25 protein-coding genes and 1 riboswitch are annotated in these 25,748 nt (G+C 67.9%); of the genes, 12 read left to right on the forward strand and 13 right to left on the reverse strand.

The annotated features are described in order from the left end of the window. The first annotated feature begins 7 nt into the window (after positions 1-7). Positions 8-202, forward strand: a complete 195-nt coding sequence (locus ACFWUU_RS35360; protein WP_137259312.1) for a hypothetical protein — start codon at positions 8-10, stop codon at positions 200-202. Here the strand turns inward: ACFWUU_RS35360 and ACFWUU_RS35365 are convergent. Then, a complete protein-coding gene (locus ACFWUU_RS35365) occupies positions 189-809 on the reverse strand; it encodes a class I SAM-dependent methyltransferase (RefSeq protein ID WP_380182337.1) in 621 nt (206 codons plus the stop codon). The genes ACFWUU_RS35360 and ACFWUU_RS35365 overlap by 14 nt on opposite strands. Next, a complete protein-coding gene (locus ACFWUU_RS35370) occupies positions 806-1,630 on the reverse strand; it encodes a class I SAM-dependent methyltransferase (RefSeq protein ID WP_380182339.1) in 825 nt (274 codons plus the stop codon). Before ACFWUU_RS35370 ends, ACFWUU_RS35365 begins: the two co-directional genes overlap by 4 nt. A gap of 92 nt (positions 1,631-1,722) precedes the next feature. Here ACFWUU_RS35370 and ACFWUU_RS35375 point away from each other — a divergent pair, with 92 nt between their 5' ends. The 4 genes from ACFWUU_RS35375 (at position 1,723) to ACFWUU_RS35390 (ending at position 7,877) form a co-directional block, all read left to right on the forward strand. Then, positions 1,723-2,991 (forward strand): Fic family protein, encoded by a 1,269-nt coding sequence (locus ACFWUU_RS35375; protein WP_380182341.1) that lies wholly within the window; start codon positions 1,723-1,725, stop codon positions 2,989-2,991. A 65-nt stretch (positions 2,992-3,056) separates the two neighbouring features. After that, positions 3,057-3,638, forward strand: coding sequence for a DinB family protein (locus ACFWUU_RS35380; protein ID WP_130449042.1), 582 nt, complete (start codon positions 3,057-3,059; stop codon positions 3,636-3,638). A 66-nt stretch (positions 3,639-3,704) separates the two neighbouring features. Then, positions 3,705-3,873: riboswitch (cobalamin riboswitch) on the forward strand. A 132-nt stretch (positions 3,874-4,005) separates the two neighbouring features. Then, positions 4,006-6,840 (forward strand): ribonucleoside-diphosphate reductase subunit alpha, encoded by a 2,835-nt coding sequence (locus ACFWUU_RS35385; protein ID WP_380182343.1) that lies wholly within the window; start codon positions 4,006-4,008, stop codon positions 6,838-6,840. Beyond that, the gene (locus ACFWUU_RS35390) at positions 6,837-7,877 is read left to right on the forward strand and encodes a ribonucleotide-diphosphate reductase subunit beta (protein WP_380182345.1); all 1,041 of its coding nucleotides are present in this window, start codon (positions 6,837-6,839) and stop codon (positions 7,875-7,877) included. Before ACFWUU_RS35385 ends, ACFWUU_RS35390 begins: the two co-directional genes overlap by 4 nt. 75 nt (positions 7,878-7,952) lie before the next feature. On the opposite strand, the gene ACFWUU_RS35395 is transcribed toward ACFWUU_RS35390, so the two are convergent. The 4 genes from ACFWUU_RS35395 to ACFWUU_RS35410 form a co-directional block, all read right to left on the reverse strand. After that, positions 7,953-8,807, reverse strand: coding sequence for an alpha/beta hydrolase (locus tag ACFWUU_RS35395; RefSeq protein ID WP_380182347.1), 855 nt, complete (start codon positions 8,805-8,807; stop codon positions 7,953-7,955). An 83-nt stretch (positions 8,808-8,890) separates the two neighbouring features. Next, complete coding sequence (locus ACFWUU_RS35400; RefSeq protein WP_380182349.1) at positions 8,891-9,469, reverse strand: isochorismatase family protein; 579 nt, start codon at positions 9,467-9,469, stop codon at positions 8,891-8,893. Positions 9,470-9,482: 13 nt separating this feature from the next. Continuing rightward, positions 9,483-10,817, reverse strand: a complete 1,335-nt coding sequence (locus tag ACFWUU_RS35405; protein WP_380182351.1) for an MFS transporter — start codon at positions 10,815-10,817, stop codon at positions 9,483-9,485. A gap of 7 nt (positions 10,818-10,824) precedes the next feature. Next, positions 10,825-11,265 (reverse strand): MarR family winged helix-turn-helix transcriptional regulator, encoded by a 441-nt coding sequence (locus ACFWUU_RS35410; protein ID WP_137259319.1) that lies wholly within the window; start codon positions 11,263-11,265, stop codon positions 10,825-10,827. Positions 11,266-11,420: 155 nt separating this feature from the next. Here ACFWUU_RS35410 and ACFWUU_RS35415 point away from each other — a divergent pair, with 155 nt between their 5' ends. Genes ACFWUU_RS35415 through nagA form a run of 6 tightly spaced genes read left to right on the forward strand, consistent with a single transcriptional unit; the run spans position 11,421 to position 18,424 of the window. Beyond that, positions 11,421-12,647, forward strand: coding sequence for an ROK family protein (locus tag ACFWUU_RS35415; RefSeq protein ID WP_380182353.1), 1,227 nt, complete (start codon positions 11,421-11,423; stop codon positions 12,645-12,647). Continuing rightward, entirely contained in the window at positions 12,644-13,933 is a 1,290-nt protein-coding gene (locus ACFWUU_RS35420) for an extracellular solute-binding protein (RefSeq protein ID WP_380182355.1), read from the forward strand. The genes ACFWUU_RS35415 and ACFWUU_RS35420 overlap by 4 nt, the downstream gene beginning before the upstream one ends. A 53-nt stretch (positions 13,934-13,986) precedes the next feature. Beyond that, positions 13,987-14,892: a carbohydrate ABC transporter permease gene (locus ACFWUU_RS35425; protein ID WP_380182357.1), complete on the forward strand. Its 906-nt coding sequence runs from the start codon at positions 13,987-13,989 to the stop codon at positions 14,890-14,892. Beyond that, the gene (locus ACFWUU_RS35430; RefSeq protein WP_380182359.1) at positions 14,889-15,710 is read left to right on the forward strand and encodes a carbohydrate ABC transporter permease; all 822 of its coding nucleotides are present in this window, start codon (positions 14,889-14,891) and stop codon (positions 15,708-15,710) included. Before ACFWUU_RS35425 ends, ACFWUU_RS35430 begins: the two co-directional genes overlap by 4 nt. 24 nt (positions 15,711-15,734) lie before the next feature. Continuing rightward, on the forward strand, positions 15,735-17,204 hold the full coding sequence (locus ACFWUU_RS35435; RefSeq protein WP_380182361.1) for a glycoside hydrolase family 3 protein: 1,470 nt from the start codon (positions 15,735-15,737) through the stop codon (positions 17,202-17,204). Continuing rightward, positions 17,201-18,424, forward strand: a complete 1,224-nt coding sequence (gene nagA / locus ACFWUU_RS35440; protein WP_380182363.1) for an N-acetylglucosamine-6-phosphate deacetylase — start codon at positions 17,201-17,203, stop codon at positions 18,422-18,424. Before ACFWUU_RS35435 ends, nagA begins: the two co-directional genes overlap by 4 nt. Here the strand turns inward: nagA and ACFWUU_RS35445 are convergent. From ACFWUU_RS35445 to ACFWUU_RS35470, 6 genes are all read right to left on the reverse strand, one after another. Continuing rightward, the gene (locus ACFWUU_RS35445) at positions 18,417-18,653 is read right to left on the reverse strand and encodes a hypothetical protein (protein WP_137259325.1); all 237 of its coding nucleotides are present in this window, start codon (positions 18,651-18,653) and stop codon (positions 18,417-18,419) included. The genes nagA and ACFWUU_RS35445 overlap by 8 nt on opposite strands. Next, a complete protein-coding gene (gene cimA, locus ACFWUU_RS35450) occupies positions 18,650-20,239 on the reverse strand; it encodes a citramalate synthase (protein ID WP_380182365.1) in 1,590 nt (529 codons plus the stop codon). The genes ACFWUU_RS35445 and cimA overlap by 4 nt, the downstream gene beginning before the upstream one ends. A 214-nt stretch (positions 20,240-20,453) precedes the next feature. Continuing rightward, complete coding sequence (locus tag ACFWUU_RS35455; RefSeq protein ID WP_380182367.1) at positions 20,454-20,852, reverse strand: hypothetical protein; 399 nt, start codon at positions 20,850-20,852, stop codon at positions 20,454-20,456. Between the two features lie 125 nt (positions 20,853-20,977). After that, positions 20,978-22,060 carry a branched-chain amino acid aminotransferase gene (locus tag ACFWUU_RS35460; protein ID WP_137259328.1) on the reverse strand — a complete coding sequence of 361 codons (1,083 nt, stop codon included), beginning with the start codon at positions 22,058-22,060 and terminating at the stop codon, positions 20,978-20,980. Positions 22,061-22,116: 56 nt separating this feature from the next. Further along, entirely contained in the window at positions 22,117-23,166 is a 1,050-nt protein-coding gene (locus ACFWUU_RS35465; protein WP_137259329.1) for a 3-isopropylmalate dehydrogenase, read from the reverse strand. Further along, complete coding sequence (locus ACFWUU_RS35470; protein WP_170990021.1) at positions 23,163-23,318, reverse strand: hypothetical protein; 156 nt, start codon at positions 23,316-23,318, stop codon at positions 23,163-23,165. The genes ACFWUU_RS35465 and ACFWUU_RS35470 overlap by 4 nt, the downstream gene beginning before the upstream one ends. A 146-nt stretch (positions 23,319-23,464) precedes the next feature. On the opposite strand from ACFWUU_RS35470, the gene ACFWUU_RS35475 reads away from it, so the two are divergent. Further along, positions 23,465-24,031, forward strand: a complete 567-nt coding sequence (locus tag ACFWUU_RS35475) for an O-methyltransferase (protein WP_137259330.1) — start codon at positions 23,465-23,467, stop codon at positions 24,029-24,031. A 98-nt stretch (positions 24,032-24,129) separates the two neighbouring features. Here ACFWUU_RS35475 and serA read toward each other — a convergent pair whose 3' ends face one another. Further along, entirely contained in the window at positions 24,130-25,728 is a 1,599-nt protein-coding gene (gene serA / locus ACFWUU_RS35480; protein ID WP_380182369.1) for a phosphoglycerate dehydrogenase, read from the reverse strand. Between the last annotated feature and the right edge of the window lie 20 nt (positions 25,729-25,748).

A 25,748-nucleotide genomic window follows, 5' to 3' on the forward strand; every position in this document is an offset into this window, starting at 1 on the left:
TCGCACCATGGGAAAGATCGTCGCCACCGCCATCGCCGCACTCCTCATCGCGATCGGCTGCGTCTGGACCCTGCAGGGCCTCGGCTACGTCAAGGGCAGCTCGATGACCGGCAGCACCCTGTGGGCAACGGTCGGCCCGATCGTGGCCGCCTTCGGTGTCGCCCTCATCTTCGTGGCCTTCCGCGGCCCTAAGAAACGCTGACCACAGCCCACTGGTAGTGCATGGCGCGGTCGTCGTCCCAGGTCGTCCACTCGTCCAGGACGCCGTACCGCTCGAGTGCCGAACGCAGTCCGTCGTCGGTGCGGATGCTGAAGAACCGCCCGGGCCCGAAGCCCGTCCCGTCCTCCCAGACCTGCTCGCCGCCGGTAGCGCTCCCCCACAATCCGATCGCCAGCGGCGCACCCGGCTTGAGCACCCGGACGATCTCGGTCAACGCTCGATCGAGATCCTCATCGGCGACATGCAGCAGCGTGCTCATCGTCCAGCCCGCGTCGAACGCCCCGTCCTCGAACGGCAGCTCCAGCACGGACGCCACCTGAGCCTCCAGCCCGAGCGCCCGGCACGCCTCGACGCTAGCCGGTGAGAGGTCCACGCCGATGTAGGCGAATCCTGCGGCGGCGATCGCCTCGCCGTCGCGGCCGGGACCGCAGCCGAGCTCGATGACGCTGTGTCGGCCTTCGCCGCGCAGCCGTTCGAGGAAGGCGGTCCGATGAGCCACGCGCGGCTCGGGCAGAGCGCGATCGGTGCGCGCCCCGACCTCGTTGGAGTAGTAGGTGATGAGGTCCTGCTCGCGTTCGCTGCGGCTCATGGCTTGGTGACCTTCAGGGCGAAGAGGAGTGGGATGCGGGGTGCGTCGTCCGGGAGGCGCCACCAGCCTTCGGGCGTCTGTTCCATCGTCGACCAGCGCGGCCATGGGAGTACTTCAGATTCGCGGAGGGTCGTGAGGTGGAAGCCGGCTGTGGCGAGGGTGGTGGTGATTTCGCCGAGGCCGTGGCGCCATTCGTAGCTGGTCTGGCGGCCGGGGACCTCGTCGCCGGTGTAGGTGACAGTGGAGTCGTGGGCAATGGGACCGCGGCCTTCGAGGTAGTCGGCGCGAAGGACCAGCTCGTCGGACTCGCCGGGGAGGGAGACCTCGCGGAGTGAGTTCAGCAGCGGGTGGAACTCGACGATGTAGAGCACGCCGCCAGGCTTGAGCAGGCTGTGGACGGCCTCGGCCCACTCCTTCAGGTCAGGCAAGTAACACAGCGCACCTTTGCCCGTGTAGACGATGTCGAACTGCTGTCCACCGACCGCCTCGACCGCGTCGTACACATTCGCGTGTACGTAGTCGACCTCGACGCCCGCCTCGTCCGCGATCCGCCGCGCGGCCTCGAGCGACTCGCTGGACAGATCGAGCCCGCTGGTCCGCGCACCCCGGCGGGCGAACGCGATGGTCTCGGTGCCCAGATGACACTGCAGATGCAGTACGTCGCGACCGTCGAGCGGGCCGAGATCCTCCCACTCGTAGTCGGCGAACCAGAACTCCGCGGGCCGGTCGTAGAAGTCGCTCGCCGCATGCAACGGCGCTCGGGCGTCCCAGTCGGCTTCGTTGGCGGCCACCATCTCCTGTGTCTGCGCGTCGAGAGTCACAACGAGCAGTTTGCCCACAGGTGGGTCCACAGGCGGGTGCGCTCCCATCCACAGCTCTTGTTCAAGGTTTGTGGATAAGGTTGAATAAGGGTATGGCACGGGTGGAGTTACATCGGTGGCCCGGGCACCCCGACGGGTTCACGCGGGCGGACCGGCTCGGCGGGTCGTACGAGCTGTACTTCCCCGATCCGCTGGTCGGGCGCGAGTTCGACCTGAGTGACGACGTACTCGCGGTGCTCGAGGACGCCGCGGGTGATCTGGCGCGCCTGGATGCGACCGCGGCGGTGCTGACGAACAGCGAGGCGCTTGCACGGCTCCTGCTGCGCGCCGAGGCGGTCGGCTCGTCGCATATCGAGGGGCTCGTCGTCGGGGCGCGGCGGTTGCTGAAGGCCGACGTACTGCGGGCGAGCACGCGGGACGTGACCGCCGAGGAGGTGCTCGGCGCGGTCGACGCGATGACCTGGGTGACCGAGTCCGTGCAGGCCGGCGACAAGCTCGAGGTGGATCACCTGCTCGAGGCGCATCGCCGGTTGATGGCGCAGTCGCCGCACTCGGAGTACGCCGGCGAGATCCGCTACCTGCAGAACTGGATCGGCGGCCGCTCCCCCGCCGAGGCGTACTACGTCCCGCCGCCCGCGCAGCTGATCCCCGAACTGCTCGAGGACCTGGTCAGCTTCATCCGCGAATCGCGGCTGCCGGTGCTCGCGAAGGCCGCGATCGCGCACGCGCAGTTCGAGACCATCCATCCCTTTGCCGACGGCAACGGCCGGACCGGGCGCGCGCTGATCCACCTGATCCTGCGCGCCGAGGGCCTCGTCACGCGCACCGTGCCGCCGGTCTCGCTCTCGCTTGCTACGCACGCATCGGAGTACGTCGACGCCCTGACCGCGTTCCGGTACGTCGGGCGCGCGACGACCCCGAAGGCACGCGCTGCCGCGAACCCGTGGCTGCGGATGTTCGCCATGGCCTGCACGCATGCGACGGCCGAGGCCGCGCGCTTCGAGCGGGCCGCAGTCGATCTCAAGGCGGCCTGGCGGGAACGCGCGGCGCCGGTCCGCGCAGGATCCGCGACCGAGCTCCTGATCGACGCGCTGCCCGCCGCGCCGGTCCTCACGCTCGCCGCCGCGGCGCAGCTCATCGACCGCTCGCAGCAGGCCGCCAACCAAGGGCTCGCGCGGCTGGTCGAGGCGCGCATCCTGCGCGAGGTCACCGACGGGCGGCGCAACCGCGTCTACGAGGCGCCCGAGCTCATCGACGCCTTCACGCTGCTCGAACGCCGCTTCGCCAGCCCGGCCTCGGACACCCGGATCGAGCCGCCTAGCAGACCCGTTCCGGCGAGGCCAGAACCGACACACCAGTGAATTGACTTTCGTCTCCCCGGCGAGCAAGAATTCGAACATATGTTCGATCGTACAGGGGAGAAGTGATGTCGGAGGCGTTCGACTGGGACATCCTGCACAAGCCATCGGCGATGGCCATGGTGCGCGGCCAGCTCGGCTTCAGCTGGATGGTGCTGTCCGGGCGCCTCGCCCAGTTGACCGACGAGCAGTACTTCTGGCGACCGAGCAGCGAGGCGCTGACCGTCGTCCGGCGGCACTACGCCGGCCACTTCCGATCACTCGGGTCCGGCGAATGGGTCGCGCAGTGGCCCGACGAGCCGGACCATCGCGGTCCCCGCACGATCGCCTGGCTGATCGCCCATCTCACCGAGACGTTCTTCGAGCGATGGGAGTGGACATTCGGCGCGAGTCAGCAGGGGCGCGCGGATATCAACCTGCACGGCAACGCGCGCGACGCGGTGGCTTGGCTGACCTATTGGGTCGAGGCCTGGCGCGACGCGATCGCTGCGCTCGACGAGGACGAGGTGATGACGGTCGGGCTGAGCCAGGCCAACGAGCTCGACGCCGGCGAGCCGTTCGGCCACGTCGTGCTGCGGCTGAATCGCGAGCTGATCCACCACGGCTCGGAAATCATGACGCTCCAGGATCTCTATGCGGTCGCGGCGTGAGATTGCGGACCACAAGATGTGCGACACGCGGCGTGGCGCTACCACAAGATCTAGATCGCTCCGCCTAGCATCACTACTGCTGGTGGTTCGGAGTGGCCGGCACCACAAGATGTGGGCCACTTTGAGGCAACAGGGGAATCCGGTGCGAATCCGGAGCTGCCCCGCAACGGTGAGCGGATGTGCTGTCGAGAGACGTCCGCAAGTCCGGATACCTGCCACTGGTACGTGCACCGCCGGTGCATGTGGTCCGAGACCTCGCGGGTGGGTCGCAGGGCGTGACGGCAGTGATCCCGGCCGGTGCTGCCGGTCCCGTCGTGCGCCTGCTCGCGTGGTCCCAGGCCTCCGAACTCTTGTGGAGAGCACACCTGTGACTATTGCTTCCTCAACGGCTGCATCCCCGTCCTCATCCTCAGGGATCGCGGCGGGCCAGCCGGTCGAGCTCACCGTCATCCGTCGCGACGGCAGCAGTACGCCGTTCGACGCGACCAAGATCTCCGTCGCCGTGACGAAGGCGTTCCTCGCGGTCGAGGGCGCCGACGCCGGTGCCACCCACCGGGTCCGCGACCTGGTGACCGACCTGACCGGCCGGGTCGTCGGCGCCCTGACCAGCCGCGGTGACTCGCGCCGCAGCGTGCAGGTCGAGGACATCCAGGACCAGGTCGAGCTGGCGCTGATGCGCGCCGGCGAGCACCAGGTCGCCCGCGCCTACGTGCTGTACCGCGAGGAGCGGACCAAGGCGCGCACACCCGCCGATGCAGCCGGCGTCACCGAGAAGCCGGCGCTGACCGTCCGCGCGGCCGACGGCACCCGGTCCCCGCTCGACGTCGACCGGCTGCGGGTGATCGTCGCGGAGGCGGCAGCCGGCCTCGACGCCGTCGACCCCGAACTGATCCTGAACGAGACGCTCGGCGCCTGCTACGACGGCATCGCACAGCACGAGGTCGAGCTCGCGCTGGTGATGGCCGCGCGCGGTTTCGTCGAGACCGAGCCGCAGTACAGCTTCGCCGCGTCGCGCCTGCTGCTCGACCAGATCCGCCGCGAGGCGCTCGGTCGCGTCCACGGCGAGCCGCGACAGGCCAGCCAGGCCGAGATGGCCGAGGCGTACGCGTCCTACTTCCCGCAGTACATCCGGACCGGGATCGAGGCCGGCCAGCTCGACCCCGAGCTCGGCACCTTCGACCTCGAGCGGCTTGCGGCGGCGATCAGGCCGGACGCCGATCTGGACTTCACGTTCCTCAGCCTGCAGACGCTGTACGACCGGTATCTCCTGCACATCGACAAGGTTCGGTACGAGCTGCCGCAGGCGTTCTTCCTCCGGGTCGCGATGGGGATGGCGCTGCGCGAGGACGACCGCGAGGCGCGGGCGATCCAGTTCTACGAGCTGCTCAGCTCGTTCCGGTTCATGTCGTCGACGCCGACGCTGTTCAACTCCGGCACGACCCGGCCGCAGCTCTCGTCGTGCTTCCTGACCACGGTCGAGGACGACCTGGCCGGCATCTTCCACGGCATCCGCAACAACGCGCTGCTCGCGAAGTACTCCGGTGGTCTCGGCAACGACTGGACCCCGGTCCGCGGTATCGGTGCCAAGATCCGCGGCACCAACGGCGAGTCCCAGGGCGTCGTGCCGTTCCTGAAGATCGCCAACGACACCGCCGTCGCGGTCAACCAGGGCGGCAAGCGGAAGGGTGCGGTCTGCGCATACCTCGAGACCTGGCACATCGATATCGAGGAGTTCCTCGATCTCCGGAAGAACACCGGCGACGAGCGTCGGCGTACGCATGACATGAACACCGCGAACTGGGTGCCGGACCTGTTCCTGCAGCGGGTCGAGGCCGGCGGCGAGTGGACGCTGTTCTCGCCCGACGAGGTCATCGATCTGCACGACCTGTACGGCACGGCCTTCGCCGAGGCGTACGTCGCCTACGAGGCGGCCGCCGACCGTGGTGAGATCCGGGTGTTCAAGCGGGTCAAGGCGATCGACCTGTGGCGGCGGATGCTGACGGTGCTGTTCGAGACCGGGCACCCGTGGATCACGTTCAAGGACGCCTGCAACCTGCGCTCGCCGCAGCAGCACGACGGTGTCGTGCACTCGTCGAACCTGTGCACCGAGATCACCCTGAACACCACGGTCGAGGAGACCGCGGTCTGCAACCTCGGCTCGGTCAACCTGGTTGCACACCTCACCGCAGACGGTCTCGACGCCGACCTGCTCCGGGACACGGTGAAGACCGCGGTCCGGATGCTCGACAACGTCATCGACGTGAACTTCTACACGACGCCCGAGTCGGAGCGCGCGAACCAGCGTCACCGTCCGGTCGGCCTCGGGCTGATGGGGTTCGCGGACGCGCTGTTCGCGCTGCGGATCCCGTACTCGTCCGATGCCGCGGTCGAGTTCGCGGACACCTCGATGGAGCAGATCAGCTACCACGCGATCGAGGCGTCGAGCGATCTCGCCGCCGAGCGCGGTCGCTACTCGACGTACGACGGATCGCTGTGGAGCAAGGGGATCCTGCCGATCGACTCGCTCGAGCTGCTGACGTCCGCCCGCAACGGCGACGTGATCGTCGACGAGAGCAGGCGGCTCGATTGGGACACGCTGCGGGCGAAGGTACTGCGCGACGGCATGCGGAACTCGAACGTGATGGCGATCGCGCCGACCGCGACGATCTCCAACATCTGCGGCGTGAGCCAGTCGATCGAGCCGACGTACAGCAACCTGTTCGTGAAGTCGAACATGTCCGGCGAGTTCACCGTCGCCAACCCGTACCTCGTCGCCGACCTGAAGGCGCGCGGGCTGTGGGACCAGGTGATGGTGTCCGACCTGAAGTACCACGACGGCGTGCTGGCCGGTATCGAGCGGATCCCGGCGGACGTGCGTGAGCTGTACGCGACCGCGTTCGAGATCGACCCGCAGTGGCTCGTCAAGGCTGCGTCGCGCCGGCAGAAGTGGATCGACCAGGCGCAGTCGCTGAACCTCTACATGGCGAAGCCGAGCGGTCGCGCGCTGGACGAGCTGTACCGGTCGGCGTGGCGCTATGGCCTCAAGACGACTTATTACCTGCGTTCCCAGTCAGCGACCCACGTGGAGAAGTCCACGTTGAAGGGCACCGACGGCCGGCTCAACGCAGTGCCAGTAGCAATTCCCGAACCCACCGGAGCCGTCTGCTCCATCGACGACCCTGACTGCGAGGCCTGCCAGTGAGCACCATTTCCGTTGGAGCGGCACGAGTCGAAGTTGCCGACAAGGCGATGATCAACTCGCGGGCAGACGTCAACCAGCTGCTGCCGCTGAAGTACACGTGGGCCTGGGAGAAATACCTTGCCGCGTGCAACAACCATTGGATGCCGACCGAGGTCTCCATGCAGGCGGACATCTCGCTCTGGAAGTCGCGCGACGGCCTCACCGAGGACGAGCGGCTGATGCTCAAGCGCAACCTCGGCTTCTTCGCCACCGCGGAGTCCCTGGTCGCGAACAACATCGTCCTCGCCGTGTACCGCCAGCTGAGCAACCCCGAGTGCCGGCAGTACCTGCTGCGCCAGGCATTCGAGGAGGCGGTGCATACACACACCTTCCAGTACATCTGCACCTCGCTCGGGCTCGACGAGGGCGAGCTGTTCAACATGTACCGCGAGGTGCCGTCGATCTCCGACAAGGATGCGTGGGCGCTGAAGTACACGCAGCACCTGGAGGACCCGGACTTCAGGACCGGGACGCCCGAGGCCGATACCGCGTTCCTGCGCGATCTGATCGCGTTCTACGTGGTGTTCGAGGGGATGTGGTTCTACACCGGGTTCGCGCAGATCCTGTCGCTCGGCCGGCGGAACAAGATGGTCGGCATCGCCGAGCAGTACCAGTACATCCTGCGCGACGAGTCGATCCACCTGAACTTCGGCATCGACTGCATCAACCAGATCAAGCAGGAGAACCCGCACCTGTGGACGACGGAGTTCCAGGCCGAGGTCCGGCAGATGCTGACCGAGGCGTGCGAGCTCGAGGTCGCGTACGGCCGGTCCACGATGCCGAACGGCATGCTCGGCCTCACGTCGGAGCTGTGCGAGCAGTACATGCACTTCATCACCGACCGCCGTGCAGAACAGATTGGTATCGATCCGATCTTCGGTGAAACGCGGAATCCCTTCGGCTGGATGTCAGAGGTGATGGACCTGAAGAAGGAGAAGAACTTCTTCGAGACCCGAGTGATCGAGTACCAGTCCTCCAGCGGACTCAGCTGGGACTGACACCAGATCCACACAGACGGAAGGCCCGCGGAGCTACTCGCCGCCCCGCGGGCCTTCCTTTTCTCGGTCTTCGGCTCAGCCGGCCGACGGCGCGTCGTACTTGCGGATGAAGTCGAGCGCCGTGCGGGCGACCTCCTCCCAGCCGTGGTCGATCACCAGCGAGTGACCCCGGCCCGGGAGCTCGGTGAACTCGGTGATGCCGTCGTTCTTCAAGTGCTGCTTGTACGCCGCGTGGGTGATCGCATGCGGAACAGTGTGGTCCTTCTCGCCCGACACGAGCAGGATCGGCCCGCGGTCCTCCGCCTTGTACTCGACCTTGGTCTCGCTGAACGGGTTCAGGTTCGCGACCGCGGCCTGGAAGATCGGTACGCCGGACGCCGCGACGTGGTACTCGTCGTACAACTGGCGCGCCTCGTCCTCGTCGAGGTTGTTCGCCCAGCCGTACTTGAACTCGTCGAAGGTCAGCGTGACCGAGCGCCGCGCGTTCGCCGGGTTCCCCAGCACCGGCGAGCCCGACTTCAACGCCGACGCAGGCAACGGCAGAACGCCGCGTCCCGGCGCCGGATCGATGGCCACAGTGACCGCCGCAGCGCCCTCCCCCGCGATCTTCTGCGCGATCAACCCACCGAACGAGTGCCCGACGACGGCCGGCTTCCGGTCCAGTCCACGGATCGCCTCGAGGTAGTGGTCGGTGACCGCCTGCACCATCTTGTGCGCGAACACCTCGGGGTGCTCCCGCGCCTCCGCCACCGTCTCCGGATCGTCCGGCCACCCCGGCGCGATCGTGCTGTAGCCGTTCTCCTCGAACAGCTGACGCCACCGGTCCCAGCTGCTGGACAACAGCCACAACCCGTGGATGAACACCACAGGTTGCTTGCCGGACGTGTTTGCCTGCCCGACTTCCGACCGCTCGCGATCAGTCAGCGACATAGTCCCCCTCCAAAGACTCGAATGCTCGCGATGCTAGCCGCGCAACCTCACCGACAACCAGCGATCCAGCAGATGGATCATCGTCAGCCGAGCAGCGCGATGATCTCCGCAGTCGTGCCGGACTCGCCGAGGCGGGGGAAGATTCGGGTCAGCGAGTGTTCGTGCGACTCGGCGGCGAGGTCCGTCATTGCGTCGGTCGCGAGCGTGACGTTGTAGCCGTGCTCGTACGCCGCCCGCGCGGTCGACTCGACGCCGATGCTGGTGGCGACGCCGGTCAGCACGATCTGGGTGATGCCGCGGCGGCGCAGCTGTACGTCGAGGTCGGTGCCGTGGAACGCACCCCAGTTGCGCTTGGTCACGACGATGTCCTCGGGATGGCCGGCCAACTGGTCGACGATCTGGTCTGCGCCGGCCGGCGGCGTACCGCCACCCGACCTGGCCGGCTGCTCGGTCCGGCCGGTCAGGCGGTCGGAGCCGTCGGCGGCGAAGCTGACCCGGACGAGGACGACCGGAAGGTCGTGCTTGCGGAAGGCGTCGGCGAGTTCGACGGTCTTGCCGATGACGTCCGCGGTGCTGTGAGGCTCGCCGGGGAGGGCGGCGACCGCGTTCTGCAGGTCGATGACTACCAGTGCGGTCTTCGGGTCGAGGGTGGTGACTGACACAGGTGGAGCCTCTCTATTCGGGGAGTTGCGTGAAGGTCACCAGCACGAGCAGACCGGCGATGACGAGCAGGAAGATCGCCATGTCGTGCAGTCCGGCCGTCGTTGCACCGTGCTGGAAGAAGTGGGCGTTGGCCGCCGCGGAGATCAGCGCGCCGACGTACACGCAGGTCCGCAGTAGCCCTGCGGATGAGCCGATCCGGGCTGGATCGGCCTGCTGGTAGAGGGCGGTCTGGTTGGCGAGGTTGTTGAGGCCCTGCGGGACACCGGCGATCACACCGACGACGGCCAGGATCCAGATCGACGTACTCGGACCGACGAACAGCTGCGCGGTCGCGGCCACCACCAGACAGATGCTTCCGGCAACAAGTTTGCCGCGGATCGCCGCGCGCCGGCCGGTGGCCAGCGTGACCAGCACCGCGGCCAGGGACAGTGGTAGAAGGAGCAGACCAGCAGCGGATGCACTCAGGCCGCGTGCCTCCTCGAGCCATTGGGTGAAGCCGTAGAGGAACGAGTACGCGCCGACGAACGCGAGCACCTGCCGGGTGTACGTCAGGATCAACGGACGGTTGCCGCCCAGCACCCGCAGGTCGATGAACGGCGCGACGACGCGCAGCTGCGTGACCACGAACGCGACGCCCAGGACCAGTGCAAGCACCAGTACGTACCACCGCGACACCTGCGGCTGCATCAGGAACAGCATCAGCGAGACCAATGTCGTTGTGAACAACGCGATCCCCGCGTAGTCCAGTCCCCCGGCACCACGCGAACGCGCCCGCCGCGGCAACCACAACGAGCCGAGCACCACGCAGATCACCGACAGCGGGACATTGATCGTGAAGATCAGGTGCCATCCCCCCAACCCGATCAACAGGCCGCCCAGCGTCGGGCCGATCACCGCGATCACCTGGTTCGCGACCGACAAGCTGCTCAGGATGACCGCAGGCGTCTCCATCCCGGTCCGGTCGGCCTCGCTGCGGATCAACGACATCGCCGCCGGGTACGCCGCCGACGTACCGAGGCCGAGGAGGACCCGGGACCCGACGAGTACGCCGAGGTTCGGGGCCAGCGCGCCGAGCAGGCCGGCCACGCCGACGAGCGAGGTCGCGATCAGGTAGAGCGGTCGCGGACCGAACAGGTCGACGAGCCGACCCATCACGGGCTGACCGACCGCGGTCGCGATGTACAGCCCGGTGACGAGCCACGCGGTCTGCGACGGCGGTACGCCGAACGCCGCGCCGATCGGGATCAGCGCCACCGCGAGCATCGACGAGTTGATCGGGTTCAGCACCGACCCGACGAGCATCGGTGCGATCAGCCGCCGGTCGAACCTCGAGGGCTCCAAAATCACAGCCCAGTCACCGGGCCGCCTCGATCGCGCGATCGAGCAGCGCCAGCGCCGTGATGATCTTCTGCCGCTCGGCCTCCGTGCAGTGGTCCTGCAATGTCTGCGCCAGCCACTCCTGCCGCACCTTGCGATCCCCCTGCAGGCGGTGACGACCGGCCGACGTCAGCGACACCACCTGCCGGCGACCGTCCTGTGGATCGGGGTGCCGCTGGATCAGGTCGGCCTGGCGCAGCGCGGCCAGGATCGCCGCGATCGACTGCGGCCGGATCCGCTCCGCCGTGGCCAGTTCGCTCGCCGAGGCCGGTCCGTCCTTGTCGAGCCGGCTCAGCACCGAGGACTGCGACGGGGTCAGATCGTCGGTGTCGGCCAGCGCCTTCAACCGCCGTTTGACCCGGCCGAAGACCACCCGCACCTCGCTGGCCGCGCGCGCCGCGGACGCCGATATCTCCATACCGACCACCATAACTCATCAGTCCAGACTGATCAGTTCGGGCTGTCATTGGCCACGCCAACGACACCGGAGGAAGTTTCCGGAATCCCTGGACACGGCCCGCCGGACCGGACTAGCGTCTCAGTCTCAACCAATTCTATTCACCGTGAGAATAAATGGCGAAGCTCGAACGAGGCAGTGTCGGCACCCGGACGGCGAACCGCGGAGCGGTCATCGCCGCACTGCTGTCCGGCGCCGGGATCGACCGGCGGCAACTGGTCCAGCAGACCGGACTGAGCTGGGCCACGGTGGCCCGGATCGTCGACGATCTGCTCGCCGACGGACTGGCTCTGGAGCAGCACAAGATCGTCCGCGACGGCCCCGGCCGGCCGGGAGCCGCGCTCGGTTTCAACCCGCAGTCCGGGCTGGTGTGCGGGATCGACCTCGGCGGCACCTACTGCCGGATGGTGATCGCCGACGGCATCGGTACGGCGATCATCCGCTGCCGCGACGAGACCCCGCGGGACCTGGGCGCCGCCGAGCTGGCGTCCTGGATCGCGACGCGTGTCCTCGGGCTGGTCGAGCGGTACGGCGACGGCGTACCGCTCACGTCGGTGGCGATCGGGTTGCCCGGTGTCGTTGCCTCGACCAAGGATCGCGTGGTCGGCGCGTTCAACCTGCCGCAGATCCTCGGCACCACCTTCGTCGAAACGGTCGCCGCGGAGCTCGGCGTACCGACGATGATCGACAACGACTCGAACCTGGCGCTGCTGGGTGAGCTGCACTACGGCGAGTTGCCCCGGGACGAGACCGTCGTCCTGCTCAGCCTGGGCACTGGTCTGGGCTCGGCGGTCGCGTTCAACCGGCAGGTGCTCGCGGGACCCGAGGGTCTGCTCGGCGAGTTCGGCCGGCTGCGGCTGCCGGGCCGCAAGGAACGGCTGCGGGACCTGCTCTCCGGCGCGGGCCTGCTCGCTCTCGCGCACCAAGCCGGTCACCGCCTCAGGAAGGCCGACGAGGTCTTCGCCGAACCGGACCGCTTCGGCGGCCTGGTCGACGAGATCCACGAGGCACTGCTGCACCTGGTGTCGATCGTTGCCCTGGCCTACGAGCCGAGCACGGTGGTCTTCACCGGTGGCTTCTCCGGCGCGTTCAGCGACTCCGTACTGGAGACGGTGAGCGCCGAGACGTACGAGACGGTCGGCGTTCACTGCGATCTGCGCCGGTCTGTGCTCGGGGATTCAGGCGGTCTGCTGGGAGCGATGGCCGCCGCCCTGAGTGGTTACTACACCGCGATCGGGGTGGCCCGCCACCAGGTCGCCTCGATCACTACGTCCGCCCCCGGTGTCGTGGCCCAGCTGGACGGCTGCGCTGTCGACCCATCCGACACAGAGGAACTCGCATGAAGCCCTGGAAGACCTTGGCTCTCCTCGCATCGATCTCGCTCAGCCTGGCAGCCTGCGGCGGATCCGGCCCGAGCAAGGCCGCGCCGACGAACAAACTGACCGTCTGGATGATGACCGGCGGTCCCGGTGACAACAAGATCATCGGCGACGTCACCAAGCAGTTCAACGAGAAGCACCCCGACGTGAAGGTGACCGTCGAGATCCAGCAATGGGACAACATCGTCACCAAGCTGACCACCGCGCTCGCCTCCGACAACCCGCCCGACATCGTCGAGATGGGCAACACCCAGACCCCGATGCTGACCGCCTCCGGCGCGCTGGCCGAGCTGACCGACAAGAAGGGCGAGTTCGAGTCGTCCGACCAGTGGCTCGCCGGGCTGGCCGGACCGTCGACGTACCAGGACAAGCTCTACGCCACTCCCCTGTACGGCGGCACCAAGGTCGTCATGTACAGCAAGAAGATGTTCGCCGCCGCGGGGATCGCCAAGCCGCCGGCGACCGTCGACGACCTGATCGCGGACTGCGGAAAGCTCGCGAAGGCGCACACGGCGACACCGAACTTCTCGGCGTTCTACATGCCCGGCCAGTACTGGTTCGCCGGGATGCCGTTCCTGTTCGGCAAGGGCGGCACGATCGCCACCGACCAGGACAACAAGTGGACCGCGCAGATGAGCAGCGCGGAGAACCAGGCCGGCCTCGCCGAGTGGAAGAAGTTCCAGAACGCCTGCTCGACGCCGTCCTCGATCGGCGCCAACACCGACAGCCCCGACCAGGACCAGATCTTCGCCGACCAGAAGGCCGCGATGATCTACGTCAAGGCGTGGGAGCCCGGCGCGGTGGCGGAGAAGAACGCGAAGGCGGCCTCGGACGCCGGGTACTTCATCATGCCGGGCTACGAGGCGGGCAAGCCGCTGCCGGTGATCGTGGCCGGCTCGACGATCGGCATCGCCCAGAACAGTCCGAACAAGGACATGGCCGTCGACTGGTTGAAGATCATCACCGGCAAGGCGTTCCAGCAGACGATGACCCGGACGATCCACCAACTCCCGGTGGCCGCCGCGTTCCTGCCGACCGGCAACGTTCCTGAGGTGCTGAAGCTCGGCGCGCAAGCAGCCACCGTCAGCCAGGCGCTGCCGTCCACGCCGGGCGAGGCGACGCTCGAGACCGAGAGCTACAACGAGCAGTTCTTCTCGAAGATCGCCAAGGGCGCGGACATCGCCGGAGCCGCGAAGGACTACGACAAACACGCGACCGAGGCGTTCAACGCCCAGTCGGGCCAGCGCTGACGATGGCTTCGCTCACCGAAGAGGTGGCGGTTGCCCCGCGCACAGGAGGTGCGGTGCGGGGCAACCGGCTGGCACGGTTCACGCCGTACGGGCTGATCGGACCGGCGCTGATCGCGTTCGCCGCCGTGCTCGGGTATCCGATCGTGCGGCTGATCTGGCTGTCGCTGCAGGACTTCGGGCCGCGGTCGCTGTTTACCGGCGAGGCGCCGTTCGTCGGGCTCGACAACTTCACCCGGGTGCTCGGCGACGGCGACTTCTGGTTCACGCTGCTGCGTACCCTGATCGTCAGCGTCGCCTGCGTGAGCGGGCTGATGGTGATCGGCTTTCTGCTGGCGTCCCTGCTGATGCAGGTGTCGGGGTGGGCGCGGGTGATGCTGTCGGTCTGCCTGGTGCTGGTCTGGGCGATGCCGATGGTGTCGGCGACGATGATCTGGCGGTGGCTGTTCGAGCCGCAGTATGGGGTACTGAACTGGGTGATCACGCAGCTCAAGGTGTTCGGCGACTTCTCCGCGCACGACTGGTTCTCGTCGCCGAGTCAGGCGTTGTTCCTGATCATCGCGCTGATCGTGTGGAAGGGCCTGCCGTTCGTGGCGCTCACGCTGTACGCCGCGATGGGCCAGATCCCGGGTGATCTGTACGAAGCCGCCGCGCTGGACGGTGCTGGACGGTGGAACGTGGCGCGGCATGTGACGATGCCGATCCTCGGACCGGTGCTCGCCGTACTCGTGCTGCTCGAAGTGATCTGGTCGGTCAACTCGTTCACACCGATCTGGGTGCTGACGCAGGGCGGACCGGACGGCGGCACGACGACGCTCGGCGTCTACTCGTACCTCGAGGCGTTCACCCGCAACGACTACAGCGGCGGCGCTGCGATCGCGATCATCACGGTGCTGCTGCTCGCCGTACTGTCCGTGCTCTATGTGCGGCGTTTGTTCGCGCAGGACGAGGCGATCGCATGAGGCGCAAGCGGGCTCTCCCGAACACCATCGCGGTACTGGTCTCGCTGGTCGTGATCTTCCCGGTCTACTGGATGTTCGCGACCGCGTTGAAGCAGCCCGGCAAGATCCTGTCGGCGACGCCCGAGTTCATCCCGTGGCCGTTGAGTCTCGACAACTTCCGTACGGCGCTCACGCACGGGCCGTTCCTGCACTACGTCCGCAACTCGTTGCTGGTCTCGGTGTCGACCGTGCTGATCGCGCTGGTCGTTGCCCTGGGCGCCTCGATCGCGCTCGCCCGGTTCCGGTTCGTCGGGCGGCGGGCGTTCCTCGTCGGGCTGGTGCTGGTGCAGATGGTGCCGGGCTCGGCGATGGTCATCCCGCTGTACCTGATGCTGCGGTCGGTCGGGGCGATCGACTTCGTGCCCGGGCTGATCATCACGTACATGACGTTCGTCCTGCCGTTCACGATCTGGACGTTGCGCGGGTTCGTGGCCGGGATCCCGCTGGAGCTGGAAGAGGCCGCGATGGTCGACGGCTGCGGCCGGCTCGGCGCGTTCTGGCATATCCAGCTCCCGCTGCTCGCGCCGGGCATCGTGGCCACCTCGATCTTCGCCTTCATCAGCGCGTGGGACGACTACCTGTTCGCCTACGTGTTCCTGAAGTCGCAGAACAACTACACGCTGCCGGTCTGGCTGGTCTCGTTCCAGACCTCCGACGGCATCGACAACGGCGCCACCATCGCGGCGTCGGCGATCTTCTCGCTCCCGGTGCTGATCGTCTTCCTGCTGATCCAGCGCCGGCTGGTCGGCGGGATGACGGCCGGCGCGGTCAAAGGCTGAAACCCCCTGCACATGGAGGATGTTGTGACTTCAGAGCTGAACCGGCTCGCCCATGGCGTGCTGTTCCCCGCGCTCGGCCGGCCGAAGGTGCCGAATTGGGTCCCCTCGCGGATCGACGCCGGGCTCGGCGGGTTCGTGATCTTCGGCAGGGACACCGTCGACGGGCCGCAGTTCCGGCAGTTGGCGGCTCAACTGCACGGTCTGCGCGACCATGTGCTGCTGTCGATCGACGAAGAGGGCGGTGATGTCAGCCGCATCGCGGACCTCGGCGGTTTCTCGATGCCGGGTAACCGCGCGCTGGGTGAGTTGAACGACGTGGAGCTGACGCGTAAGGCGGCGTACCAGATCGGGCTGTCGTTGGTTGACGCCGGGATCGATTGGGACCTGGCGCCGGCGGTCGACACGGCGGTCAACCCGCTGAGCCCGAACGGGATTCGCTGCTTCGGGTCGGATCGCTCGCTTGTCAGCCGGCATACGGCCGCTTGGGTGTCAGGGCTGCAGGCGGCGGGGGTCAGTGCGTGCGCCAAGCATTACCCGGGGCACGGCATGAGCGGGACCGATGCTCACCTCGCGACGCCGCTGGTCGACGTATCGCGGGAGGAGTTGCTGGCGAGCTACCTCGATCCGTTCCGGGCGGCGATCGAGGCCGGGGTGGACAGCATCATGGTGTCGCACGACCTGGTGCCGCAGGTGGACGACGTACCGGCGACGATCAGCAAGGTGCTGTTGACCGACATCCTGCGGGGTGAGCTCGGGTACGACGGGGTGGTGATCACCGACGCGCTCGAGATGTACGGGATCGCGGACGTGGCGCCGTTGCCGGAGGCCGCCGTACGGGCGATCGAGGCCGGGGCTGACGCGCTGTGTCTTGGGTCGTGGGCATTCCTGGACGACGTGGATGTGGCTGCGGCTGCATTGGTTGAGGCTGTTGAAAGCGGGCGGTTGCCGTTGGAGCGGTTGGAGGAGGCGAACGCGCGGCTGGCCCGGCTCGGGACGCGGGCGAAGGCGGATGTGGCGGAGCGGGACAGCGGGCTGGGCTCGCGGTTGGCTGAGCAGGTTGTGGTGACGCACGGGGATGTGTGGGTGCGGAGTGACGCCGTACTGATCATTCGACTGGAGCCGACGCATTCGCCTGCTGCTGGGTCCTCCGGGTGGGGCGTGGAGACGTTGCTGCGCGATGCGGGGAAGGTTGTCGAGAGCATCGGGTTGTCGGGGTCGACGTACAACGGGCCGGGGATGGCGCGGGCGGGGGTGGGTGAGTTCCGGTCGGAGTACGGCGCTGACAGTCAGGTGGTGCTGCTGGTTCGCGGGGCGCATCGCTTCGACTGGCAGGAGAAACTGATCGGCGAACTCCAGACCCAACACCCGGACATGATCGTCGTCGACATGGGCGTCCCCGGGGTCGACTACTCAGGTTTCACCGGCTGGATCCAAACCTTCGGCAGCGCAAGAGTCTGCGCAGAAGCAGCCGCACGCCACCTGCTTGCCCCGTGACCACCTTCGTCAACGCCCACCTCTGCACACCGGAGCCGGTCCACGGCTGGCTGCAGGTCGAGAACGGCCGAATAGTCGCCATTGGCCCCGGCATGCCACCAGAAACCCCCGCCGGTGCCGGCTACGCCGGCACTGGCGGGGAGGAGGAGATGGGCACCGCGCAGCAGGCGGGAGCGCGGGCTGACGACCAGGCGGGTGGGCGGGCTGACGACCAGGCGGTGGTTGATGCTCGGGGGCGGTGGTTGGTGCCGGGGTTTGTTGATACGCATTGTCATGGGGGTGGTGGGGCGGCGCTGTACTCCGGTGAGGTGGCGGATGTCCTGCTGGCGGCTCGTAGTCATCTTGAGCACGCGACGACGAGTCTGGTTGCGTCGGTGGCGACGATGCGGCTGGATCGGATGGTTCGAGCTGCGGAGGCGATTGCCGAGGCGGGTGCGCCGAACATCCGCGGGATTCACCTGGAAGGGCCGTTTCTGTCGCAGCGGCGGCGGGGGGCGCAGACGGCGGACGCCTTGCTTGAGCCTGATGAGGAGGTGTTTGGGGAGCTGATCGCGGCGGCTGGTGGGCTGGCGGTGAGTATGACGATTGCGCCCGAGTTGCCGGGAGCGATCGAGTTGGTCGAGCGGCATCGAGACGAGATCACCTTCGCCGTCGGGCATACTGATGACGACGGGACCTGGACGCGGCGGGCGTTCGACGCCGGTGCGCGAACCGCGACGCATCTGTTCAACGCGATGCCGCCGATGACGCACCGGCAGCCAGGTCCGGTCGGCGCTGCACTGACGGACGACCGCGTCGCCTGTGAACTGATTGCCGACGGCATCCACCTGTCACCCGAAGCGCTGACCGTCGCGACCCGCACCGCCGGCCTCGACCGAGCCATGCTCGTCACCGACGCAATGGCAGCGACCGGTCTCGGCGACGGTAATTACTCGTACGCCGACCGCCACGTCCACGTCCACGACGGCATCGCCACGCTCCGTGGCACCGACACGCTCGCCGGCTCGGTCCACTTCCTCGCCGACGCGCTGGCAACCGCCGTACGCGTCCTCAAGCTCACCGTCCCCCAAGCCGTCCAACTGGTAGCGACCAACGCAGCCCACCACTACGGCTGGCACGACCGCGGCACGCTTGCCGTCGGCAACGTCGCCGACCTGGTCCTGCTCTCGCAAGACCTCACCGTAGAAGCCGTCTACCTGGCAGGCACCGAGGTCAGCTGACCGACACCTCGAGCACACCGATCACCTTCTCCAGCCGCGCCGCCACCCGCCCGGCGTCGAACCCATTGCCCTCGACAACGATCCGCAGCTCGCCGCGATCCAGCGACAGCTCGAGCTCGCGGACGTCGTACGGATTCAGCAGTACGGCGATCCGCGCCAGCATGCCGCCGGTCTCGACGACCTCGGCGGTGAAGACCGTCATCGTTCGCTCGACCGCGAGCAGACTCATCGTGCGACCTCCTTGTGACGCAGCAGACCGAACGTGACCCCGTCGACCAGCGCCTCCCACGACGCCTCGACGATGTTGTGACCGACGCCGACCGTCACCCACGAGCCCTCGCCGTCCGCGGTCTCGATCAGGACTCTGATAACGGCGTCGGTGCCATGGCCCGAGTCGAGGATGCGGACCTTGTAGTCGACCAGCTCGAACTTGTTCACCACCGGGTACGCGCGCTCGATCGCCGTCCGCAGCGCATGGTCGAGCGCGTTCACCGGACCGTTGCCCTCCCCCGTCACGATCTCCCGCTCGCCGCCCGCGACCAGCTTCACCGTCGACTCGGACACCGCCTCGCCGTCAGCGCGGGACTCGGTGATCACTCGCCACGACTCGACATCGAAGAACGAAGCCCGCTTCCCGGTGACCTCTTCGGTCAGCAGCAGCGAGAACGACGCGTCCGCGGCCTCGAACGTGTACCCGCGCGACTCCATCTCCTTCACCCGCTCGGTCACCCGCGTGACCACGTCGCGGTCGTTCCCGAGGTCGAACCCGAGCTCGCGGCCCTTCAGCTCCACACTCGCCCGCCCGGCCATCTCGGACACCAGCATCCGCATGTCGTTCCCGACCAGCGCCGGATCCGTGTGCTGGTAGAGATCCGGGTCCACCTTGATCGCGCTGGCGTGCAGGCCCGCCTTGTGGGCGAACGCGGACAGGCCCACGTACGGCTGCCGGGTCGACGGCGGCACGTTCGTGACTTCGGCGATCGCGTGCGCGATCCGGAACGACTCGGCCAGGTTCCCCGGCGGCAGCAGTTCGTGCTCGCGCTTCAGTTCGAGGTTGGCGACGATCGCCAGCAGGTCGGCGTTACCGGTGCGTTCGCCGTACCCGTTGATCGTGCCCTGGACGTGCGTGACGCCGGCCTCGACGGCGGCGATCGAGTTCGCCACCGCGCAGCCGGCGTCGTTGTGACAGTGGATGCCGAGCCGGGCCCCGGTGGAATCGAGAACATCCCGTACGACGTCCTGCAGCTCCCGCGGCAAGGTCCCGCCGTTGGTGTCGCAGAGCGCGACCACATCGGCGCCGGCCTCGACGGCTACCCGTACGACTTCCAGCGCATACGCGCGGTTGGCGCGGTACCCGTCGAAGAAGTGCTCGGTGTCGAGGAAGACCCGCTGACCGTGCTCACGCAGATGCTTCACGGTGTCGGCGACCATGCGCAGGTTCTCTTCGAGCGTCGTCCGCAGCGCGCGCTCCACATGCGCATCGTGGCTCTTGGCAACGAGTGTGACGACGCCGGCGCCGGAGTCGCGCAGAGCGGCGACCTGCGGGTCGTCGGCGGCCGCGGTCTCCGGCTTGCGGGTCGCGCCGAAGGCCGCGAACGTGGCGTTCTTCAGGTGCAGCTCGGTCCGCGCCCGCTCGAAGAACTCGGTGTCCTTGGGCACCGCGCCCGGCCAGCCGCCCTCGATGAACCCGACCCCCAGCTCGTCCAGGTACTGCGCGATGGCGATCTTGTCGGCCACGGACAGCGCCAGCCCCTCCTGCTGCGCGCCATCACGAAGAGTCGTGTCGTAGACGTGGAAATCGTCCGAGATGCTCATAGGGGGCCGGCCTTCCGAGGGGGGTGTTGGGCAAACAAAAAACCTCCCGCAAGGTGCGAGAGGTCTGCGCGCTCAGGTACAGCTTGCTGAGCGCGCCTAGGGAATAATGCCCTGGTAGTTCTTCATGACGTTTTGCAGTCTGCCACACAATGTCCGAACGGTGGCGTCACTGTCTCGCATCACGAACATTCAGTACTCCGGCCCGTACTGGAGTTCAGGCGGTAAGCGACCAACCGGGATCATCCCAGGCTGTATAGAAGTCTTCGCGTGACAAAGGCCGCAATCCCCACTCCTCGCGGTCCAGTGCCTGGTCGGTGAGCATGCCCTCGTCGTCCTCGAGCCGCTGCCACCAGTACCGGGTGACCTCGCCGTCCTCGCCCGAGCCGAGCTGCCGGATCACGACCCACTCGCGCTCGTGCCAGACCGCCTCGTACAGCCAGTCGGTCCCGTGGTCGTCGACGACCGCGCCGTACGTCCGCGGCGCCGTACCCCGGTCAAGATCCCGGATCAGCTCGACGGTCGACCGGATCGCCGCCGACGTCTCGTCCGACCATCCCCGACGCTCGGCCAGCTCGACGTAGTAGCCCTCGACCTCATCCGGAAACCCGCTCATGCCGCCCGACCCTACCGAACCGAGGTTGCCGGCAGCGACCACCGGTCCACGCAGCAGACCTGAGAAGATGCTGTGAAAACAGCAGTGGCCCGGCACCGTTGCGCCGGGCCACCAACTGGAAGAACTCAGACGATGCGGGTCATCCAGCCGTGCGGGTCGGCTGCGCGACCGTACTGGACATCGAGAAGGGCGCTGCGGACGGCGGCAGTAACAGGGCCGCCGTTGCCGTCGCCGATCTGGGACTCGCCGTCCTTCCACTTGAGCGAGGCGACCGGGGTGACGACCGCGGCGGTGCCGCAGGCGAACACCTCCTTGACCTTGCCGGAGGCCGCACCCTCGCGCCACTCGTCGACCGAGATCTTGCGCTCGGTGACGGTGTAGCCGAGGTCGGTGACCAGCTTCAGGATCGAGTCCCGGGTAACGCCCTCGAGGATCGTGCCGGACAGCTCCGGCGTCACGACCGTGTTGTCGTCGAGGACGAAGTACAGGTTCATCCCGCCGAGTTCCTCGACCCATTTCTTCTCGACCGCGTCGAGGAACGCGACCTGGTCGCAGCCCTCCTCGATCGCCTCGGCCTGCGCGAGCAGCGAGGAGGCGTAGTTGCCGCCGGTCTTCGCCGCGCCGGTGCCGCCGGGGGCCGCCCGGGTGTACTCCTCGCTCAGCCAGATCCGGACCGGCTTCACGCCCTTGGCGAAGTACGAGCCGGCCGGCGACGCGATCAGGCAGTACGTCACGTGACTGGACGGGCGTACGCCGAGGAACGGGTCGGAGCCGAACATGAACGGGCGCAGGTACAGCGAGGTCTCACCGCCGCCCGGCACCCAGGCCTTGTCGAGCTCGACCAGCGTGTGCAGCGACTCGAGGAAGACCTCGGTCGGCAGCTCCGGCAGCGCGAGGCGCTGCGCGGACCGCTGGAACCGGGTCGCATTGGCCTCGGGGCGGAACAGGTGGATCGAGTCGTCGGGATGCCGGTAGGCCTTCATCCCTTCGAAGATCGTCTGGGCGTAGTGGAACACCGCGGTCGCGGGAGACAGCTCCAGCGGTCCGAAGGCGGTGATCCGCGCGTCGTGCCAGCCCTTCTCGGCCGTCCAGGTGGCGATCGCCATGTGGTCGGAGAAGTACTGCCCGAATCCCGGGTTCGCCAGGATCTGGGCGCGCTGGTCGTCGCTGGCCGGTGTGGTGGTTGGCTCAACGGTGAACTCGCTCATAGCCGCACCGTACCTCTCGACCAACTGGTCATGCGAGCGTCGTGCGCGGGCACCGGTCAGCCCGCCGCGCGCTTGGCGATGGCGTCGCCGATCTCGGCGGTGGTCCGGACGGCGCCGGTGCGCTCTTCGATGTCCGCGGTGACGGCTGCCTCGATCGCGGCCGCGGCCTCGGTCAGGCCGAGATGGTCGAGCAGCAGGGACGCGGAGAGGATGGCCGCGGTCGGGTCGGCCTTCTGCTGGCCGGCGATGTCCGGCGCGGAGCCGTGCACCGGCTCGAACATGCTCGGCGCGGTCCGGTCCGGGTTGATGTTGCCGCTCGCGGCCAGCCCGATCCCGCCGCTGATCGCGGCCGCCAGGTCGGTGATGATGTCGCCGAACAGGTTGTCGGTGACGATCACGTCGAACCGCGCCGGGTCGGTGACCAGGAAGATCGTCGCCGCGTCCACGTGCAGGTAGTCGACGGTGATCTCCGGGAACTCCTCGGCGACCTTGTCGACGGTCCGCTTCCACAGGTGACCGGCATACACGAGCACGTTGTTCTTATGCACCAGCGTCAGCTTCTTGCGCGGCCGCGCCTGCGCCCGGGCGAACGCGTCGCGGACGACCCGCTCGACGCCGTACGCCGTGTTGACCGACACCTCGGTGGCGATCTCGGCCGGCGTACCGACCCGGAGCGCGCCGCCGTTGCCGACGTACGGACCCTCGGTGCCTTCGCGGACGACGACGAAGTCGACCTCACCCGGGTTCGCCAGCGGGGAACCGACCGACGGATAGATCTTCGACGGCCGCAGGTTCACGTAGTGGTCGAGGGTGAAGCGGAGCTTGAGCAGCAGACCACGCTCGAGTACGCCGGACGGGACGCTCGGGTCGCCGACCGCACCGAGCAGGATCGCGTCGTGCTTGCGGATCTCCTCCAGCTCGGCGTCCGGCAGCGTCTCGCCGGTGGCATGCCAGCGCCTCGCGCCGAGGTCGTACTCGGTCCGCTCGAACGTCACGCCGTGCTGTGCGGCTACCGCGTCGAGGACCTTGAGCGCCTCGGTGGTGACCTCCGGTCCGATCCCGTCACCGGGAACGACGGCCAGCGTGAAGTTCTTGTTCTCGCTCACTTCTTGGGTTCTCCCCCATTGTCACGGCGGTTCATGGCCTCTTGGACAGCCTTGACCTCGTCACTGGCCGGGCGGACGGTACGGCGACGGCGCGCCGCCTTCCGCTCCCGGGCGTCGATCGCGGGCCAGTTGGCTGGATACATGTCGTACATGCTGCTCCTTCCCAATATGTCGTGGGCGGCAGGATGCGCACGAATTTACTCGCACGTCCGACTAATTCGCCACTATGCGGGCAGCCTGTCCCGAAATGTGAGATCCCAGTGCTGGTCCTGGACCAGACCTGTGCAACTCTCAGCCGGTGAGTGCTCCTCCAGAACTGCCGCCGCTGGTATCGGCGGCCCTCAGCCTGTCCGGCCGGCGCGGATTCGTCAGCTCCACCCGGAACGAGACCGGCCGGCTGCTCGCCACGCTCGCCGCGTCCAAGACCGGTCTGCTCGGTGAGCTCGGGACGGGCTGCGGCGTCGGCTCGGCCTGGTTGCGCAGCGGCGCCGGGGAGTCGACGAACATCGTCACCGCGGAGAGCGATCCGCAGCTGGCGCAGGTAGTCGCGGAGCTGTTCGCGGCCGACGAGCGGATCGAGGTCGTCTCGGCGGACTGGACCGCGCTGATCGAGCGCGGACCGTTCGCACTCCTGTTCGTGGACGCGCGCGAGGCGAAGCTGTCGGCCCGCGACATCATCGCGGACGTGGTCGAGCCCGGCGGCTTCGTCGTACTGGACGACTTCACGCCGTCAGCGGTCTGGCCGCCGATGTACGAGGGCCGCGTCGACACGCTTCGGCAGGAATGGCTGATGGACAAGCGCTTCACCACCGTCGAGGTGATGGTGGCGCCGGACGCCGCCGTACTGCTGGCGACCCGCCACTAGAACTGAAGCGGGCCCGGGCTATTGAGCCCGGGCCCTTGCCGGCCGCCATGCGCCTGCGGGCGGCTGGCCGCCTCCAGTAAATCAGTCGTTCGTGTGACTCAGGCCTCGAGGTCCACGGTGCGGGCGGTGTCGGCCTGGACCGCGGCGGCGATGTCGTCGAGGACCGCCGGGGCGATCTTCGAGTCGACCGACAGCGCGACCAGGGCCTTGCCGCCCTTGCGGTCGCGGCTGACCTGCATGCCGGCGATGTTCACGTCGGCGTCGCCGAGGATGCGGCCGATCTGGCCGACCGCGCCCGGACGGTCCTCGTAGGTGAGGAAGGCCAGGTGCGCCGCGAGCTCGATCTCGACGTCGTACCCGTCGATCTCGACCAGCCGCTCCGACTGCCGTACGCCGACCAGCGTGCCCGACACCGAGACCTGGACACCGTCGGCGAGCGTGCCGCGCAGCGTGATCAGGTTGCGGTGCTCGGGGCTGTCGTGGTCGGTGACGAGCCGGACCTCGAGGCCCCGCTCGGCCGCCAGCAGCGGCGCGTTCACGTACGAGACGTTGTCCTCGACGACATCCGCGAAGACACCCTTCAGCGCGGCCAGCTCGAGCACCTTCACGTCGTACTGCGTGATCTCGCCGCGGACCTCGACATCGAGCTGCTGCGCGACGCCACCGGCCAGCGCGGTGAAGATCCGGCCGAGCTTCTCGGTCAGCCCGATGCCCGGGCGGACGTCCTCGGCGATCACGCCGCCCTGGACGTTGACCGCGTCCGGGACCAGCTCGCCCGACAGCGCCAGCCGGACCGACTTCGCGACCGCGATACCGGCCTTCTCCTGCGCCTCGTCGGTGGACGCGCCGAGGTGCGGGGTGACGACGACGTTCTCGAACTCGAACAGCGGCGAGTCCGTGCACGGCTCGCTCGCGAACACGTCCAGGCCGGCGCCGGCGACGCGACCCTCCTTGAGCGCGCTGTACAGCGCCTGCTCGTCGACGATGCCGCCGCGGGCCGCGTTCACGATGATGACCTCGGGCTTGACCTTGTGCAGCTGCTCGTCGCCGATCAGGCCGATGGTCTCCGGCGTCTTCGGCAGGTGCACCGAGATGAAGTCACTGGTCGCCAGCAGCTCGTCCAGGGTGGCGAGCCGGACGCCCATCTGCGCGGCCCGGCCGGCCTGCACGTACGGGTCGTAGGCGATCACGTTCATGCCGAAGGCGGCCAGCCGCTGCGCGACCAGGACGCCGATCTTGCCGAGGCCGACGATGCCGACGGTCTTCTCGAACAGCTCGACACCCGAGTACTTGCTGCGCTTCCACTCGCCCTTCTTGAGCGACTCGTTCGCGGCCGGGACGCGGCGCGCGGACGCCAGCAGCAGCGCGACCGCGAGCTCGGCGGCGCTGGTGATGTTGGAGGTCGGCGCGTTGACGACCATCACGCCGGCCTGGGTGGCGGCCTTCACGTCGACGTTGTCGAGACCGACGCCGGCGCGGGCGACGACCTTCAGCTTCTTCGCGGCGGCGAGCGCCTCGGCGTCCACCTTGGTGGCGCTGCGGATCAGGATGGCGTCGACGTCGGCGATGGCCGGGATCAGCTCGGCGCGGTCGGCGCCGTTCGCGTGGCGGATCTCGAAGTCGGGGCCGAGCGCCTCGACGGTGGCCGGGCTGAGCTCTTCGGCGATCAGGACGACGGGCCGGGTTACGTCAGTCATGGAGGAATCTCCTGCAGAAG

Source organism: Kribbella sp. NPDC058693 (assembly GCF_042715335.1).
Lineage (GTDB): Bacteria > Actinomycetota > Actinomycetes > Propionibacteriales > Kribbellaceae > Kribbella > Kribbella jiaozuonensis.